Origin of the sequence: Stenotrophomonas chelatiphaga, assembly GCF_001431535.1 — a bacterium.
GTDB classification, from domain to species: domain Bacteria; phylum Pseudomonadota; class Gammaproteobacteria; order Xanthomonadales; family Xanthomonadaceae; genus Stenotrophomonas; species Stenotrophomonas chelatiphaga.
Genome location: NZ_LDJK01000062.1, coordinates 1 through 15,848, shown reverse-complemented (window position 1 = coordinate 15,848; position 15,848 = coordinate 1). Strand labels below are relative to the sequence as shown.

Below are 15,848 nucleotides of genomic sequence, written 5' to 3'. Positions count from 1 at the left end.
CTTACTTGACGCCGTGCATCAGCTTGTTGATCAGCGGCGCCAGCAGGAACAGGATCACACCCGAACCGATCAACGCCCAGAAACCGAAGGTATACCCTTTCAGGGCCGATTCCACGGTCATGCCGCCTTCACCGCTGACCACGCCGGCGAAGATGCCCGACAGGTTGTTGCCGATGCCGGTGGACAGGAACCAGCCCCCCATGCCGAAGCCGACCAGACGCACCGGCGCCAGCTTGGTCACCATCGACAGGCCGATCGGCGACAGGCACAGCTCACCGATGGACTGGATCACGTAGACCATGAACAGGGTCCAGAACGGGATCTTGCCGTCCACGACCAGCTGCGACAGCGCGAACATCAGCAGCGCGAACGCGGCGCCGTTGAACAGCAGGCCCAGGCCGAACTTGCGCGGGATGGACGGGTTGGCACGGCCCATCGCCACCCAGATCCAGGCGATGATCGGCGCCAGGGTGATGATCGCCACCGAGTTCACCGACTGGAACCAGGCGGTCGGGAATTCCCAGCCGCCGAGGTTGCGGTTGACGATGTTGTCGGCCAGGAAGGTGAACGAGCTGCCGGCCTGTTCGAAGAACATCCAGAACATCACGTTGAAGGCGAAGATGATCAGCATGGCGATCACGCGGTCGCGCGCCACCTTGCCGTTGCGGATGCCTTCCACCAGCAGCAGGACCGCCAGCGCGATGAACAGCACCAGCAGGATCCAGGCCAGCGCGGTGGCGCCGGTGGACAGCAGGAAGAAGGCGACCGGGATGGCCACCAGCGAACCCACCGCGACCATCACGATGCGGCCGTAGCCTTCGGCGCCGACCGGCGGTGCGCCGATGCCCTGCAGGCCCTTGCGGCCGATGTAGAACCACACCAGGCTGATCAGCATGCCCACGCCGGAGGCGATGAACACCACCTTGTAGGACGGCATGGCGCTGGTGCCGAACACCTTGCGTGCCAGGTATTCGGTCAGTACCGGGGCGATCATCGCGCCGATGTTGATGCCCATGTAGAAGATGGTGAAGCCCGAATCGCGCCGCGGATCGTCCAGCCGATACAGCTTGCCGACCATGGTCGAGATGTTCGGCTTGAACAGGCCGTTGCCCACGATGATCGTGGCCAGGCCCAGTTCGAACACCTGGTGGTTGGGCAGGGAGATCATGAACAGGCCCGCGGCCATGATCACCGCACCGGTCAGGATCGACCGCTGATAGCCCAGCACCCGGTCGGCGATGTAGCCGCCGAAGATGGCCGCTGCGTAGACCAGCGCCAGGTAGGCGCCGTAAGTGCGGCTGGCCGCGGCTTCACCGCCGGCGTCGCCGTTGTAGAACTGCGACACGATGTACAGCACCAGTGCCCAGCGGATGCCGTAGAACGCGAAACGTTCCCAGAACTCGGTCATGAACAGCATCCACAGCGGGCGTGGATGGCCCAGTGTGGTCTTGAATTCCGGCACGGCCGGTTCGGGGGTATTCGCAGTGGCGTTCAGGCTCATGCGGGATTCCTGGTTCGGTGGATGACAGGCACGTCCGCTGTGCCGAGCTAACGCGCGAGGATCACCGACTTCTGGCGTTCACGTCAAATACACACCGATCGAAGCAGGTCACCGCCGGGTCGCGGAACTTGCAAACGCAACAATCTGAATGGGGGACGCCGGCCGCTCAGCCTTCCAGCGTGGTGCGCACCTGGAACAGTTCGGGGAAGAAGGTCAGTTCCAGCGCCTTGGCCAGGAAGCCCACCCCGGACGAACCGCCGGTGCCACGCTTGAAGCCGATCACCCGCATCACCGTGCGCATGTGGCGGAACCGCCACAGCTGGAAGGCAGTCTCCAGGTCGACCAGGTCCTCGCACAGGGCGTACTCGCGCCAGTAGCGGTCGGTGTTCTGGTAGATGCGCTCGAACACCGGATGCAGCGCATCGTCGGCCACGTGCGGCTGCGTCCAGTCGCGGTCCAGGTACTGCGCCGGGATGTCGTGGCCGAAGCGCGACAGGTACTGGAGGAACTCCTCGTACAGGCTCGGCGCCTCGAGCGCCTGGCGCAGCCGCTGCTGGCCTGCTTCGTCGTGTTCGAACACCTTGAGCATCTGCGCGTTCTTGTTGCCCAGCAGGAACTCGATGTAGCGGTACTGCAGCGACTGGAAGCCCGAGGACGGGCCCAGCACGTCGCGGAAGCCCATGTATTCGGACGGGGTCAGCGTTTCCAGCACCGACCACTGCTCTGTCAGCTGGCGCAGCACCAGCTTGCTGCGTGCCAGGACCTTCTGGCACTGCCAGACCTGGTCGCGCTGCAGGAAACCGATCGCCGCGCCCAGCTCATGCGCCAGCAGCTTCAACCACAGCTCGGACGTCTGGTGCTGGATGATGAACAGCATCTCGTCATGGTGGGCCGGGCTGGACAGCGGCTGCTGCGCGCTGAGCAGCTGGTCCAGCCGCAGGTAGCCGCCGTAGGTCAGCCGGTCCTGCAGGTCGGTCAGGATGCCGGCTTCGAGATCGCGTTGGTTGTTGTCGACGGACATGGGGGCGGGACCGATGAAAAGAGAAAGCGTAGCAGGACGACAGTCGGTTACCGGCTGCGCTGGGTGACGACCTTGGTGCCTCACCGGCTGCGGTGGGTGACGACCGTTGGTCGTCACAGGCCCTCGTGGAACGCACAAACCCGCATCCCGGCGCGTGGAACCGGTTCCCGAGGGTCCCATCCCCGCCTTCACGGGCGTATTCTGGTGCTCTGCAGCAACGGCTGAATACGTTGCTGCAACGGGCCGCCTACCCGCCGGCAGGGGCCTCATCGGGGAAACCCTTGCTGCGCCGCAGGACGGCTTTTTCATACACCGTCCTTAACATGGCGATTCATATCATTTGTAACTTCCTGTCGAAGGTGCAGTCCGCAATGACAGTTGCTGCTGAGTTCAAGATCGAATATCTCCAATACCTGGACGCGGACGGCAAGCTCGTCCGCGACGACCTGCCCGCGTCCCTGCGGGATCCCAAGGTGCTGGTCCCGCTGTTCAAGCAGATGCTCTACGTGCGCGTCTTCGACAGCAAGTCCATCGCGCTGCAGCGCACCGGCAAGCTGGGTACGTACGCGGCCTGCCTGGGCCACGAAGCGGCCCACGTCGGCATCGGTGCGGCCATGCATCCCAGCGACGTGTTCGCGCCGAGCTACCGCGAATACGGTGCGATGTTCATGCGTGGCGTGCGCCCGTACGACGTGCTGATGTACTGGGGCGGCGACGAGCGCGGCAACGACTACGGCGGCAATGCGGCCAAGGACTTCCCGTTCTGCGTGCCGATCTCCACCCAGTGCCTGCATGCGGCCGGCGCGGCGCTGAAGTTCAAGCTCAACGATGAGAAGCAGATCGCCGTGGCGGTGTGCGGCGACGGTGGCAGTTCCAAGACCGACTTCTACGCGGCACTGAATTCGGCCGGCGCCTACAAGCTGCCGCTGATCCTGTGCATCGTCAACAACGGCTGGGCGATTTCGGTGCCCCGTTCGGCCCAGACCGGTGCCGAAACGCTGGCGCAGAAGGGCCTGGCCGGTGGCCTGCACTGCCTGCAGGTGGATGGCAACGACCTGATCGCGGTGCTGGCGGCGATGGAGCAGGCGCGCGAACGCGGCCTGTCCGGCAACGGCGGCACGGTACTGGAACTGATGACCTACCGCCTGTCCGACCACACCACCGCCGACGACGCGCGCCGCTACCGCGACGACGCCGAAGTGAAGGATGCCTGGCTGCTGGAACCGATGCTGCGCCTGCGCAAGTACCTGACCGACCAGGGCGTGTGGAGCGAAGCCGAAGAGAAGGCCTGGATCGAGCAGTGCGGCGCGCGCGTGGACGAGGACGTGAACCAGTACCTCAACACCCCGGTGCAGCCGGTCGAAGCGATGTTCGATTTCCTGTATGCCGATCCGCCGCCGGACCTGTTGGCCCAGCGCGCTGCCGCCATTGCCCTGGAGCAGCGTCATGGATGACATCAAGCACGGCGCTCCTGCTTCCCGCACCAATGCCGCCGACAGCGCCGCTGTCGCCGGTGGAGACACCGTCATGACCACCACCCCCATCACCCTGATCGAAGCCATCACCCAGGCGCTGGCCTGGGAGCTGGAGCACGACAGCTCGGTGCTGGTGCTGGGCGAGGACGTGGGCGTCAACGGCGGCGTGTTCCGCGCCACCGCCGGCCTGCAGCAGCGCTTCGGCGCCAACCGCATCCTCGACACCCCGCTGGATGAAACCACCATCGCCGGCCTGACCATCGGCCTGGCGGCGCAGGGCATGAAGCCGATCGCCGAAGCCCAGTTCGACGGCTTCATGTACCCGATGGTCGACCACATCATCTGCCATGCCGCGCGCCTGCGTACCCGTACCCGTGGCCGCCTGCACTGCCCGATGGTGCTGCGCGTGCCGTGGGGCGGTGGCATCCGTGCCCCGGAACACCACAGCGAAGCCAACGAATCGATCTTCACCAACGTGCCGGGCCTGCGCGTGGTGCTGCCGTCCTCGCCGCAGCGCGCCTACGGCCTGCTGCTGGCGGCGATCCGTGAACCGGATCCGGTCATCTACATGGAGCCCAAGCGCATCTACCGCCAGTACAAGGAAGTGGTGGTCAACGATGGCGAAGCGCTGCCGCTGGATGTCTGCTTCGTGCTGCGCGACGGCACCGACGTGACCCTGGTGACCTGGGGTGCGCAGGTCAAGGAAGCCTTGGAAGCAGCCGACAAACTGGCCGGCGAAGGCATCAGTGCCGAAGTCATCGACGTGGCCACGCTGCGCCCGCTGGACTTCGCCACCATTGCCGAATCGGTGGCCAAGACCGGCCGCTGCGTGATCGTGCAGGAGGCCCCGAAGACCGCGGGCTTCGGTGCGGAAATCGCCGCACGGCTGGCCGAGGAATCGCTCTACGACCTGCTGGCACCGGTCGAGCGCGTGACCGGCTATGACACCCACATTCCGCTGTTCCGCCTGGAAATGAAGTACCTGCCCAGCGTGGAGCGGATCGTGGCGGCGGCCAAGCGCGCCGTTGCGGCAGGCTGAGATGCGGGCCCGTCTGCTCGGCCCGTACCGCAGCCAGTACCCCAACCCGCTCCGCCTGCGCACCGGCCAGATCGTCGAGGTCGGTGTGCGCGATGAGGAATGGCCGGCGTTTGCCTGGGTGCGCACCCGCGACGGTGGCGCAGGCTGGGCGCCGGTCGCCTGGTTGCAGGTGCTGGACGATGGCCACGCAGAAGCCCTGCGTGACTATGACGCCAGCGAACTGGACGTGGAAAACGGCGAGCTGGTACGGCTGCATCATGAACATGGGGGGTGGTGGTGGTCCGAGCGCGCGAATGGCGCGACGGGCTGGCTGCCGGCCCACGAACTGGAACTGCTGGAAGAGAACTGCACATGAGCCAGACCAAGAATTTCAACCTGCCCGACCTCGGCGAAGGCCTGCCGGACGCCACCATCGTGGAATGGTTCGTCAAGGAAGGCGACACCATCCGCCTGGATGAGCCGCTGGTGTCGATGGAGACCGCCAAGGCCGTGGTCGAAGTGCCTTCGCCGGTGTCCGGCAAGATACTGAAGCTGTCCGGCGCGGCCGGTGACATCATCCCGACCGGCGCGGTGCTGGCCAGTTTCGAACTGGACCCGAACCTGCCGCAGCGCGCGGACGGCCAGGACACCGGCCACAGCCACGGCCACGCCGCACCGGCCGCCGCCCCGAGTACCGGGCAGCCTGCGCCGGCACAGGCCGATGCCGTGGTGGCCTCGGATGAGGGCGGTGAGATCAAGGACGGTGGTGAGCGCGATGACGCCGGCACCGTGGTCGGCGCGATGCAGAGCTCCAACGCCGTGCATGCCGAACAGGCGGTCGCTGTCGGCGGGGTCAAGGCCGTGCCCGCGGTGCGTGCGATGGCGCGCAAGCTGGGCGTGGACCTGTCGCGCGTGCGCGCCAGCGGTACCGAGGGTGCGGTGACCATGGCCGACGTCAAGCAGGCTGCCGCCGATGGCAGCGCCAAGGTCGGCGCCGCGCCGGCCGCAGCGGCTGCAGCGCAGTCCGCGCCGGTGTCCGCACCGGCACCGGCACGCGTGGAAAGCCAGCGCGCGCCGATGTCGGCCGCCGGCAAGCCGATGCGGACCCAGCCGCCGGGCGTGGTCGCCAAGGGCCAGCCGGAACAGTTGAAGGGCGTGCGTCGCAACATGGCGCGGGTGATGGCCGATGCACACAGCAAGGTCGTTCCGACCACGCTGAACGATGACGCCGACCTGCATGCCTGGTTGCCGGGCAACGATGTCACCGCGCGCCTGGTGCGCGCGATCGTGGTGGCCTGCCAGAAGGTCCCGGCGATGAACGCCTGGTTCGATGGTGAGGCGCTGACCCGCACCCTGCACGCGCATGTCGACGTGGGCATCGCGGTGGATACCGAGGAAGGACTGTTCGTGCCGGCCCTGCGCAATGCCGACATGCTCGATGCACGCGGCATCCGCGAAGGCGTCAACCGCCTGCGTGAGCAGGTGGAGGCGCGTTCGATCGCTGCCTCGGAACTGAGCGGCTACACGATCTCGCTGTCCAACTTCGGCATGTTCGCCGGTCGCTATGCCACCCCGGTGGTGGTACCGCCGTGCGTGGCCATCGTCGGCGCCGGCCGTGCCCGCCACCAGATGACCCCGGTGATGGGCGGCGTGGAAGCGCACAAGGTGATCCCGCTGTCGGTCACCTTCGACCACCGCGTGGCCACCGGCGGTGAAGCCGCACGCTTCCTGCGCGCGATGATGGACGACCTGGCCCTGGCCAACTGATGCGGTAGTGACGGCCGCTGGCCGCCAGACGGTAGTGACGGCCGCTGGCCGTCAAGGAAGGGTCGGATCCCTGGCCAAGGCCAGTCGATCCGACCCTTTTCCGTTCAGGCCTCGCGCGGCGGCAAGCCTTCGGCCCGGCTGTGCACGCGCAACCGATGCCCATCCGGGTCCAGGCCAACGAAGGTATGGCCGAACGCCAGCGTTACCGGTGCCTGCGCGATCTCCACCCCCAGCGCCAGCCACGCCGCGTGCATCCGTTCAACGTCCGCAGCGCTGGCCACCACCATGGTCAGCTCACACGCGCCGGGTGCGCCCAAGGCGGTGGGCTGCACGTCCTCGCGGTCCCAAAGCCCCAGCGCGGGGCCATCCGGAACGACGAACAAGGCAAATCCAGGCGCGAGCTGGCTCGCCGGCCGGCCCATGATGCCGGCATAGAAAGCGGCGCTGAGAGAAACATCGCGTACGTAGTGCATGACGGCGTCGGGCTTGAACATGGGATCACTCGCTTGGGAAGAGCGTCCATCCTGCTGCCACCCTGCTGACAGTTCCGGTCAGCAGCGATCCAGCCAGTCCGGCGTGATGCCCTGCTCGCGCTGCCAGCGCGTGAGCAGCGCGCTGCGTGGCGTGGGATAGCGTGAGTCCTGCGCCTGCGCGGACTCGATGCGGTCCAGCCGGAAATGGCGGAAGCCGCCGCGTAGTTCGCACCACGCCGCCAGCATCGGAACTTCGTCGAAGTAGGCCAGCGCGAACGGCCACACCGTCCGCTGGCTGAGGCATCCCGCCAGGTCGCGGTAGCCGATGTCCACGCGCTGCTGCGAACCGATGGCCTCGCGGACGACCTGCAGCGAGGTCGCAACGACTGCCTCCATCGGCCGCGCAGGGCCGACCCGCAGGCCACTGGTCTGCAGCTGCTGCCGGCGCTCGGTGGGCAGTGCGTGGCCGATGCGGGCCAGTGCATCACGCGCCGCCTCGGCCAGCCCGGGATCGGCACGCGACGCCACCCAGCGCAACCCAAGCACCAGTGCATCGATCTCCGCCGGCGGCAGGGTCAGCGGCGGCAGGGTGTCAGCAGGCTGCAGCAGATAGCCGATGCCAGCCTCACCGCGCAGGTCCGCGCCCTGCTGCTGCAGCGTGGCGATGTCGCGGTACAGCGTGCGCAGGCTGATGCCCAACGTATCGGCGAGCAGCTGGCCGCGGACCGGTCGCCGATGGCGACGCAACAACTGAAGCAGCCGGTTCAGGCGCAGCGAGCGGGACATCGCGGCGTGCTCAGGCCAGCTCGGCCGCGCTGACCACGTGTTCACCGGGCCGGGGCGCCAGCGCGGCATCCACCAGCGCAGCGGCGATGTTGTCCGCCGGATTGATCCGCCAGCCGCGCGGCAGCAGCGGACCCAGCACGCCCAGCACCTGCAGTGCCAGATGTTCGCCGGTGCGTTTGTGCGCACGCTGGCCGCCGATCAGCCCGGGCCGCACCAGCGTCAACGAATCGAATTCCAGCCCGCGCAGGTCCTCTTCCAGCGCGCCCTTCACCTGGTTGTAGAAGAACCGCGAACCCGCGTCCGCGCCGGTCGCGGAGTTCAGCACGAAGGTGCCGGCGCCATGCGCGTGGGCCTGCCCGGCGAAGGTCAACGGGTAGTCGTGGTCGATGCGCTTGAAGGCATCGCGGCTGCCGGCCTGGGCCATGGTGCTGCCCAGCGCGCAGATCACCGCATCCACCGCCCACCACGGCGCGGTGCCGGGCAGGTGTTCGAAATCCAGCACCGGATTGTCCAGCTTGGGCGCGGTCAACGGCAGCGGCCGCCGGCTCGGCGCGACCAGCGCCGTGCAGCGCGGATCGTCCAGCAACAGCCCCAGTGCCTGCCCCCCTACCAGTCCGGTCGCGCCCAGCAACATCACCCGCATCGCCTTCTCCCCTGGTTCATTTTCCCCATCGTGAACGCTGCACGGGTATAAAGCCAACGTCGGCCGCGCCGATATGCTGTCACCAGCCCTTGCCTCTCCCGGACACCCCGCATGACGGACCGCCGCGATTCCCGCCCCGCCCCCGGCACCCAGCTTGGATCGCTGGCGCTGGTCCGTGCGGGCGCCGCGGGCAGCGACGGCCCGCGCGCGGTCACCCGCGGGGGCAATGGGCTCAGCCTGCAGCAGCTGTTCGCGCACGCCGCACACCCCGAATCCCTGTTGGCGGCCTTTGCCGATGGCATGGCGACCCTGCCCGGCGAGCTGGGCGACATGGGTGATCGCCTGCAGTCAGCCCAGGCCGATGCGGACTGGCCGCGCTACGGCCGCGCGATGCGCCAGCTGATCGACAAGTACATCCGCACCATCGAACTGCATGCCCCGGATGCGCCGCCCGACGGTGACCGCCTGCGCGAACAGCTGCGCCAGGTGCTCGGCATCACCGTGGCGGGCCTGCTGCAGCACGACCCGCAGCTGCGCGAGCAGGCCGTGGCGCAGGCCGCCGCCTGGAAGCAATGGCAGCCCGGCCAGCCGCTGGATGCGCTGGAACAGGGCCAGCGCGAACTGGGCCACCAGATCGGCGTGCGGAGCGAGGCCTGGCAGGAACGCGATGAACTGCTGCTGGGCCTGTTCGACCTGCTGCTGGAGAACATCAGCGAGCTGCTCGACGACGGTGCCTGGCTGCACGGGCAGATCGATGCCGTGCGCCAGCTGCTGTCCGGTCCGTTGGACACCGCGGCGGTCGAACGAACCCGCAGCGAACTGCGCCAGGTGATCTACAAGCAAGGCCTGCTCAAGCAGGGCATCAGCGAATCCAAGGCCGCCATGCGCGGGCTGATGGGCGACTTCGTGCAGCAGCTGGACGGCATGGCCAACAGCACCGGCGAGTACCACGACCGCATCAGCAGCTACGCCCTGGGGCTGCGCGAAGCACGCAGCATCGCCGACCTCAACCAGCTGCTGCAGGCGGTGCTGCAGGACACCGGGCGGGTGCAGCAACAGGCCGCGCAGGCACGCGACCATCTGGCCAATGCCCGCCTGGAGGTGGAAGTGGCCGAGCAGCGCATCGCCCAGCTGGAACAGGACCTGCGCGAAGTGACCGACCTGGTCCGCACCGATCCGCTGACCGGTGCGCTCAACCGGCGCGGACTGGATGAGCTGCTGCAGTCCGAGCTCGCCCGGTCCGCACGCGGCGGCAGCGCGCTGGCGGTCGCGGTGATCGACCTGGACGAGTTCGGCCAGACCAACTCGCAGTTCGGCCACGCCGGTGGCGATGCCGTGCTCAAGCATTTCGTCAGTGTCTGCCAGCTGCTGCTGCGCGCCAGCGACAGCGTTGCGCGGCTGGGCGGCGACGAGTTCGTGCTGGTCATGCCGGACACCCCGGGGGCGGACAGCATGTCCACCCTGCAGCGCCTGCAGCGCTCACTGGCCCAGCGCGTGTTGAACGTGCAGGACCAGCGCGTGCCGGTGCATTTCAGTGCCGGTCTGGCGCAATGGAGCGCCGGCGATAGCGCCGAGTCCTTGCTGCGCCGTGCCGACGAAGCGCTGTACGCGGCCAAGCGGCTGGGCCGCAATCGCGTGCAGGCCGGCTGAGGCGTCTGGCCCGGTAGTGACGGCCGCTGGCCGTCACACCTTGCCCCCACGGTAGTGACGGCCGCTGGCCGTCAGACCTCGCCCCCACGGTAGTGACGGCCGTTGGCCGTCAGACCTCGCCCCCACGGTGGGTGACGACCGTTGGTCGTCACCGCTTTTCACCTGCAGCGTCATGACGACCAACGGTCGTCACCCACCAACGCAGGCATAGTCCCCCAACACGGGCATCGTCCCCCACCGAGGCTGCGGTCAACGACGTTGACGGCCAGCGGCCGTCACTACCTGTCAGTGCGCCTGCTTGCCGCGCAGCTTCTGCACCAGCATCACCGCACCGAGCACCAGCGCGCCGATCACCAGGCCCACGCCCACGTTCACCAGCGCGTTGACCAGCCACGCCCACTGCCCTTCACCACCATGCTCCAGCACCCAGTGGTGCAGCGCCGGCACGTTGTGCACCAGGATCCCGCCACCGACCAGGAACATCGCCGCGGTACCGGCGATGGACAGGAATTTCATCAGCCACGGCGCACTCGCCACCATGCCGCGCCCGAACGCCGCCACCGCCCCGCCCTTCTTGGCCAGGTACAGGCCGGCGTCGTCGATCTTGACGATGCCCGCCACCAGCCCGTAGACGAACACGGTCATCGCCAGCGCGACCACGCTCAAGGTCAGCAGCTGCTGGGTGAACGCCGCGCCGGAGGTGACCACCACGCCCAGGGTCAGCACGATCACCTCGGCCGACAGGATGAAATCGGTGCGGATCGCGCCTTTGATCTTGTCCTTCTCGAAGGCGACCATGTCCACCTGCTCGTTGGCCAGCGCCTGGCGCCGCTCCGCCTGCTTGGCCTGGTCTTCTTCGGCGGGGTGCAGGAAGCGATGGGCCAGCTTCTCCACGCCTTCGTAGCAGAGGAAAGCACCACCGAGCATCATCAGCGGCACGATCAGCGGCACGTTGTAGCCGCGCGATTTCAGCCAGGCCTCCAGCGCGCTGATCGCCAGCGCCGCCGGCACCAGGATGACCTTGTTGACCAGCGATCCCTTGGCCACCGCCCAGATCACCGGCAGCTCGCGGTTGGCGCTCATGCCGGTGACCTGCTGCGCGTTGAGCGCCAGGTCATCGCCGAGCACGCCGGCGGTCTTCTTTGCCGCGACCTTGGTCAGGACCGCCACATCGTCCAGCAGGGTGGCGATGTCGTCGAGCAGGGTGAACAGGCTGGCGCCGGCCATGAAGGGTCCATGTTGTAGGGGAGGGTCGAGGCTGGATTCTGACTGAAAAGGCGTGAATCCCGAAACACACCCACGGATTCACCGCTCCACCACCTGGCCGCGGCCACACTGGGCCTCCTGTACCGTCGCGGAGTCCTGCTTGAACAACCCGTCTGCCGCGCCCACCAACCCGCCGTTGATCACCGGCATGAACCGCCGCAGCCAGATCCTGCGGTTGCTGATGCGCTACCGCAATTCCGGCGTGTTCTCCGGCATGAACCTGGAAGCCGCCGGCGCCCCCGACGTGCCGCCGGACGGCAATCCGGAACAGTTCGTCACCGACCTGGAATCGCTCGGCCCGACCTTCGTCAAGCTGGGCCAGATGCTGTCCACCCGTCCGGACATGGTGCCGGTGGAGTTCGCCACGGCGCTGGAGCGGATGCAGGAAAGCGTCGCCCCGATCCCGGTCGAACGCATCCACACCATCATCGAAAAGGAACTCGGCGCTCCGGTGTCGACCCTGTTTGCCAGCTTCGATCCAGTGCCGCTGGGCTGTGCTTCGATCGCCCAGGTCCACCGCGCGACGCTGCGCGATGGCCGCGAAGTGGCGGTGAAAGTGCAGAAGCCGGAAGTCGCCGCCCAGCTGCGTTCGGATCTGGAAGCGCTGCGCAGCTTCGCGCTGGCCGCCGACCACCTGACCCAGGTCGGCCGCCGTGTCCGCCTGCGCGACTGGCTCAACGAGTTCGCCAAGACCCTGGTGCAGGAGCTGGATTACCAGGCCGAAGCGGAGAACCTGCAGCGCTTCGGGCAGCACCTGCGACCGTTCAAGCCGTTGTGGGTACCGCAGCCGGTATGGGACTACTGCAGCCATCGCGTGCTGACCATGCAGCTGGCCGACGGCGTGCGCGTGGACATGATCCCGGACATCCGCCGCACCGAACAATCGATGGATCCGCTGGCGGCCGCGTTGATCCGCGGCTACCTGGACCAGATCTTCGTGCACGGCGAAATCCATGCCGATCCCCACCCGGGCAACCTGCGCGTCACCCATGACGGACGGCTGGCGATCTTCGATCTGGGCATGGTCGCGCACATGCCACCGCGACTGCGCGAGCGCCTGTTGAAGGTCCTGTTCGCCGCCGTCGACGGACGCGGCGAGGAAGTGGCCGATGAGATCATCGCCATCAGCACGCGGCTGGAATCGTTCGAAGAAGAACGTTACCTGCGCGAGACGGGCCAGATGATCGCCCGCTACGCCGCCAGCAACCATTATTCCGAAGGCCGCGTGGTGCTGGACATGGTGCGCATCGCCACCGCCAGCGGACTGCGCACGCCGCCGGAGCTGAGCCTGATCGGCAAGGCGCTGCTGAACCTGGAAACCGTGTGCCGGCTGCTGTCGCCCACGCTGGACACGCGGCGCATCGTGGAAAAGCAGCTGCAGCACGTGATGCGCGCGCGGCTGAAGAAATCGCTGTCGGCGGCCAACCTGGCCAGCGAAGCGATGGAAGTACAGGAGCTGCTGCGCGTGGGTCCGCGCAAGATGACCGACATCCTCGCGCTTCTGGCAGAAAACCGGCTGCAGATGAAGGTGACCGGCCTGGAAGAATCGCGGCTGATGGAGAACCTGCAGAAGATCGCCAACCGCGTGTCTGCCGGCATCGTCACCGCCGCACTGATCCTGGCATCGGCCTTGATGATGAAGGTGGACAACGGCGTGCACCTGTTCGGTTATCCCGCCATTGCGATGGTGTTGATGTTGATCGGTGTGTTCCTCGGCCTCGGCATCATCACCAGTGCATTGCTGTTCGATCGGCGTGCACGCGCACGCGAAGAGCGCGGGCACCGCTAGATCCAACCTGGCAATGCAGCGCGCTTCACGCACGCTGCACAAAGCTGACGGCATCGCCGTTTTCGTCGTCATCAACAAACATTTCAGTCAGGTTCGTGCAGGCATGATCCAGTCATCGGGCTGTCATGCAGATGTGGTTGGCAGTTCCGGTCGGATGGACACGCGTCGGTACGACGTCCATCACCACCTCCGTCACTGCCGAATACGCCCATGCTCTGGATTCTGTTGCTTACGCTGTTCGTGCTTGCCTGGCTGTTGCTGGTTTCCAGCAAGTGGTTGTGGTGGAAGGCCGGCCTGCTTTCGGTCCTGCTGGTCGCACTGAGCAGTTGGTGGTTGATCGACCAGTTGTCCGGCGATGGCCTGAATGCGGCCACGTTGTATCACCTCGGCGCCGACATGGAAGGCGCAGGTGTTTCCGATTTCAAGCGTGTCATCGCCGGCTACATCGCCCTGCTGCTGGTCTCGCTGCTGCCGTTCGCGCTGGTGCGCATCAAGCGTTGGCAACGGCCGCGCAACGGCCGGAAATTGTTCGTCGGCTTTGCCGGTGTCTGGCTGCTGGCGATATTCATCAGCCCACTGTTCGCCGATGGCCAGCGCCTGTATTACCAGCTGCGCCCGGTCGATTTCGCCGGGATCGCACCGGAGTACCAGGTGCCGACGCAGCCGCTGCAACGTCCGCGCAACATCGTGTGGATCTACGGCGAAAGCCTGGAACGCACCTACCTGGATGAGAAGGTCTTCCCCGGCCTGATGCCCAACCTCACCAAACTGGCGGCGCGCTCGCTCGACGTGCGCGGGCTGGACTCGCCGGAAGGCAGCGGCTGGACCATCGCCGGGCTGGTGGCGTCGATGTGCGGCGTACCGCTCACCACCGCCCAGGGCGATGAAAACAGCATGGACCGCATGGGCAGCTTCCTGCCCAAGGCGGTGTGCCTGGGCGACTACCTGAAGCAGCAGGGTTACACCAACCATTACCTGGGCGGCGCCAATGGGCAGTTCGCCGGCAAAGGCCAGTTCCTGGCCAGTCACGGTTTCGATGAAGTGCATGACCTGGCGTGGTTCAAGCAGCAGAAGAAGGTCGGTCGCATCCACTACTCGGCCTGGGGCGTGCATGACGACGTGCTGCTGGACACCGCGTATCGTCGCTTCGAACAGCTCTCGCGCGGCAAAGAGCCGTTCATGCTGACCACGCTGACCATGGACACCCATCATCCTGCGGGGCACCTGCCGGTGTCGTGCCGGAATGAGCGCTATGAAAGCGAGCACGGCAATATCGGCCTGCTCAACGCCCTGAAATGCACCGACCGCCTGATCTCCCAGCTGGTCGCGCGCATCCAGGCCAGCCCGTACGGCAAGGACACGCTGATCGTGGTGTCGTCCGATCACCTGGCCATGCCCAACGACCTCAGCCACGTGCTGGCCAGGCAGGAGCGCGAGAACCTGCTGCTGTTCGTGGGCAATGGCATCGAACCGCGCCAGCTGCAGGTGGACGACGCCACCACGCTGGACAGTGGCGCCACCCTGCTGAGCCTGCTGGATCCGGCGATCCAGCGCATTGGCTTCGGCCGTTCGCTGCTGGATCCGCAGCGTCCCGCCAGTGCCAGCGTTGCTGCGCGCAAGGACAACGGCCGCGAGTATCCGAAGTACCTGGCGTTCGCCCGTTCGCTGTGGCTGGGCGAGCCCACCCGCGAGCTGCGCATCGACGAGGGCAACCATGTGATCGTCGGCGTGCAGCACGTGCAGCCGCCGGTGCTGCTGGAGTACGACAAGGACTGGGCGCTGAAGACGGTGTATCTGGAAAACACCTCGCGCCAGTTCGACGAAGCCGACAAGGACAGCACGCTGGCCTACGTGGATCGTTGCACCGCCTTTGAAGACGGTTCCGCCGATGGTGACTGGTGCGCGCTGCTGGTCAACCGCGAGAACGGCATCAAGTTGTACCGCGATGACGAACTGCGCGGCGGCGTGCAGGTGGATGCCGCGCTGGATGCCTTCGATGGCCCGCGCCCGAGCGTGCGCCAGGCCCACATGATCACCGACAAGGGCCGCCGTACGCGGGCCGGCCAGTACATGCTGGAGCTGGTGGCGAGCACGCAGCCGCAGCGCGGTTTCTGGATCGAAGCGGTGTCCTCGCAGCGGCAGGTGGTGCTGGCCCAGCAGTGGGTGCAACCCGATGCCAGCGGACGGATCAACCTGAGCTTCGGGCTGGACCACGAGGTGGATGACCTGGAGATCCGGGCGTGGTTGAACCATGCCGAGAAGCTGGCGGTGGATACGTTCGCGCTGGTTCCTTCGCGGCGTCCGCGCGGGTAGTTGGGCAAACGGGTTGGACCCCTTCGCGGGTGGCTGTTGTTTGAAGCCGCAGCTGGGGGCAGGCCGGGCGGTGGGGCTGGTCGGGGGACGGCAAAGACCGCATCCTGCGGGCCTCGTTTCGCGCCATCCATGGCGCTCAACGCCCC

Annotated in this window: 12 protein-coding genes and 1 pseudogene; 7 read left to right on the top strand and 6 right to left on the bottom strand. The window is 66.9% G+C overall.

Annotation, left to right across the window (positions count from 1 at the left end):
- Position 1: 1 nt before the first annotated feature.
- Both ABB28_RS13335 and ABB28_RS13330 read right to left on the bottom strand, forming a co-directional pair.
- Positions 2-1,501 (bottom strand): peptide MFS transporter, encoded by a 1,500-nt coding sequence (locus ABB28_RS13335; RefSeq protein WP_057509086.1) that lies wholly within the window; start codon positions 1,499-1,501, stop codon positions 2-4.
- Positions 1,502-1,667: 166 nt separating this feature from the next.
- Positions 1,668-2,522: a tryptophan 2,3-dioxygenase gene (locus ABB28_RS13330; RefSeq protein WP_057509085.1), complete on the bottom strand. Its 855-nt coding sequence runs from the start codon at positions 2,520-2,522 to the stop codon at positions 1,668-1,670.
- A 371-nt stretch (positions 2,523-2,893) separates the two neighbouring features.
- Between ABB28_RS13330 and pdhA the strand changes: the two genes are divergently transcribed.
- The 4 genes from pdhA to ABB28_RS13310 all read left to right on the top strand — a co-directional run bounded on the left by pdhA (position 2,894) and on the right by ABB28_RS13310 (position 6,782).
- A complete protein-coding gene (gene pdhA, locus ABB28_RS13325) occupies positions 2,894-3,976 on the top strand; it encodes a pyruvate dehydrogenase (acetyl-transferring) E1 component subunit alpha (protein WP_057509084.1) in 1,083 nt (360 codons plus the stop codon).
- Between the two features lie 73 nt (positions 3,977-4,049).
- Positions 4,050-5,036, top strand: coding sequence for an alpha-ketoacid dehydrogenase subunit beta (locus tag ABB28_RS13320; protein ID WP_425479550.1), 987 nt, complete (start codon positions 4,050-4,052; stop codon positions 5,034-5,036).
- Position 5,037: 1 nt separating this feature from the next.
- Complete coding sequence (locus ABB28_RS13315) at positions 5,038-5,391, top strand: SH3 domain-containing protein (protein ID WP_057509082.1); 354 nt, start codon at positions 5,038-5,040, stop codon at positions 5,389-5,391.
- The gene (locus ABB28_RS13310; protein ID WP_057509081.1) at positions 5,388-6,782 is read left to right on the top strand and encodes a dihydrolipoamide acetyltransferase family protein; all 1,395 of its coding nucleotides are present in this window, start codon (positions 5,388-5,390) and stop codon (positions 6,780-6,782) included. The genes ABB28_RS13315 and ABB28_RS13310 overlap by 4 nt, the downstream gene beginning before the upstream one ends.
- A 104-nt stretch (positions 6,783-6,886) precedes the next feature.
- Here the strand turns inward: ABB28_RS13310 and ABB28_RS13305 are convergent, their stop codons facing one another.
- From ABB28_RS13305 to ABB28_RS13295, 3 genes are read right to left on the bottom strand one after another with little or no spacing between them, the layout of a single operon-like run.
- Positions 6,887-7,276: a VOC family protein gene (locus tag ABB28_RS13305; protein WP_057509080.1), complete on the bottom strand. Its 390-nt coding sequence runs from the start codon at positions 7,274-7,276 to the stop codon at positions 6,887-6,889.
- 57 nt (positions 7,277-7,333) lie between these two features.
- On the bottom strand, positions 7,334-8,041 hold the full coding sequence (locus tag ABB28_RS13300; protein ID WP_057509079.1) for a helix-turn-helix transcriptional regulator: 708 nt from the start codon (positions 8,039-8,041) through the stop codon (positions 7,334-7,336).
- 10 nt (positions 8,042-8,051) lie between these two features.
- Complete coding sequence (locus tag ABB28_RS13295) at positions 8,052-8,684, bottom strand: Rossmann-fold NAD(P)-binding domain-containing protein (protein ID WP_057509078.1); 633 nt, start codon at positions 8,682-8,684, stop codon at positions 8,052-8,054.
- 111 nt (positions 8,685-8,795) lie between these two features.
- Here ABB28_RS13295 and ABB28_RS13290 point away from each other — a divergent pair, with 111 nt between their 5' ends.
- Positions 8,796-10,334, top strand: a complete 1,539-nt coding sequence (locus ABB28_RS13290; RefSeq protein ID WP_057509077.1) for a GGDEF domain-containing protein — start codon at positions 8,796-8,798, stop codon at positions 10,332-10,334.
- Between the two features lie 285 nt (positions 10,335-10,619).
- On the opposite strand, the gene ABB28_RS13285 is transcribed toward ABB28_RS13290, so the two are convergent.
- Complete coding sequence (locus ABB28_RS13285) at positions 10,620-11,561, bottom strand: DUF808 domain-containing protein (protein ID WP_057509076.1); 942 nt, start codon at positions 11,559-11,561, stop codon at positions 10,620-10,622.
- A 178-nt stretch (positions 11,562-11,739) separates the two neighbouring features.
- On the opposite strand from ABB28_RS13285, the pseudogene ABB28_RS13280 reads away from it, so the two are divergent.
- A pseudogene (locus ABB28_RS13280) lies at positions 11,740-13,389 on the top strand (ABC1 kinase family protein); the annotation flags it as partial.
- A 210-nt stretch (positions 13,390-13,599) separates the two neighbouring features.
- Positions 13,600-15,702 carry a phosphoglycerol transferase I gene (locus ABB28_RS13275; RefSeq protein ID WP_057509075.1) on the top strand — a complete coding sequence of 701 codons (2,103 nt, stop codon included), beginning with the start codon at positions 13,600-13,602 and terminating at the stop codon, positions 15,700-15,702.
- The last annotated feature ends 146 nt before the right edge of the window (positions 15,703-15,848 follow it).

Bases quoted from the DNA above. Each gene is read 5' to 3' on its own strand.
- ABB28_RS13335 (WP_057509086.1), bottom strand. From the start codon at position 1,501: ATGAGCCTGAACGCCACTGCGAATACCCCCGAACCGGCCGTGCCGGAA.
- ABB28_RS13330 (WP_057509085.1), bottom strand. From the start codon at position 2,522: ATGTCCGTCGACAACAACCAACGCGATCTCGAAGCCGGCATCCTGACC.
- pdhA (WP_057509084.1), top strand. From the start codon at position 2,894: ATGACAGTTGCTGCTGAGTTCAAGATCGAATATCTCCAATACCTGGAC.
- ABB28_RS13320 (WP_425479550.1), top strand. From the start codon at position 4,050: ATGACCACCACCCCCATCACCCTGATCGAAGCCATCACCCAGGCGCTG.
- ABB28_RS13315 (WP_057509082.1), top strand. From the start codon at position 5,038: ATGCGGGCCCGTCTGCTCGGCCCGTACCGCAGCCAGTACCCCAACCCG.
- ABB28_RS13310 (WP_057509081.1), top strand. From the start codon at position 5,388: ATGAGCCAGACCAAGAATTTCAACCTGCCCGACCTCGGCGAAGGCCTG.
- ABB28_RS13305 (WP_057509080.1), bottom strand. From the start codon at position 7,276: ATGTTCAAGCCCGACGCCGTCATGCACTACGTACGCGATGTTTCTCTC.
- ABB28_RS13300 (WP_057509079.1), bottom strand. From the start codon at position 8,041: ATGTCCCGCTCGCTGCGCCTGAACCGGCTGCTTCAGTTGTTGCGTCGC.
- ABB28_RS13295 (WP_057509078.1), bottom strand. From the start codon at position 8,684: ATGCGGGTGATGTTGCTGGGCGCGACCGGACTGGTAGGGGGGCAGGCA.
- ABB28_RS13290 (WP_057509077.1), top strand. From the start codon at position 8,796: ATGACGGACCGCCGCGATTCCCGCCCCGCCCCCGGCACCCAGCTTGGA.
- ABB28_RS13285 (WP_057509076.1), bottom strand. From the start codon at position 11,561: ATGGCCGGCGCCAGCCTGTTCACCCTGCTCGACGACATCGCCACCCTG.
- ABB28_RS13275 (WP_057509075.1), top strand. From the start codon at position 13,600: ATGCTCTGGATTCTGTTGCTTACGCTGTTCGTGCTTGCCTGGCTGTTG.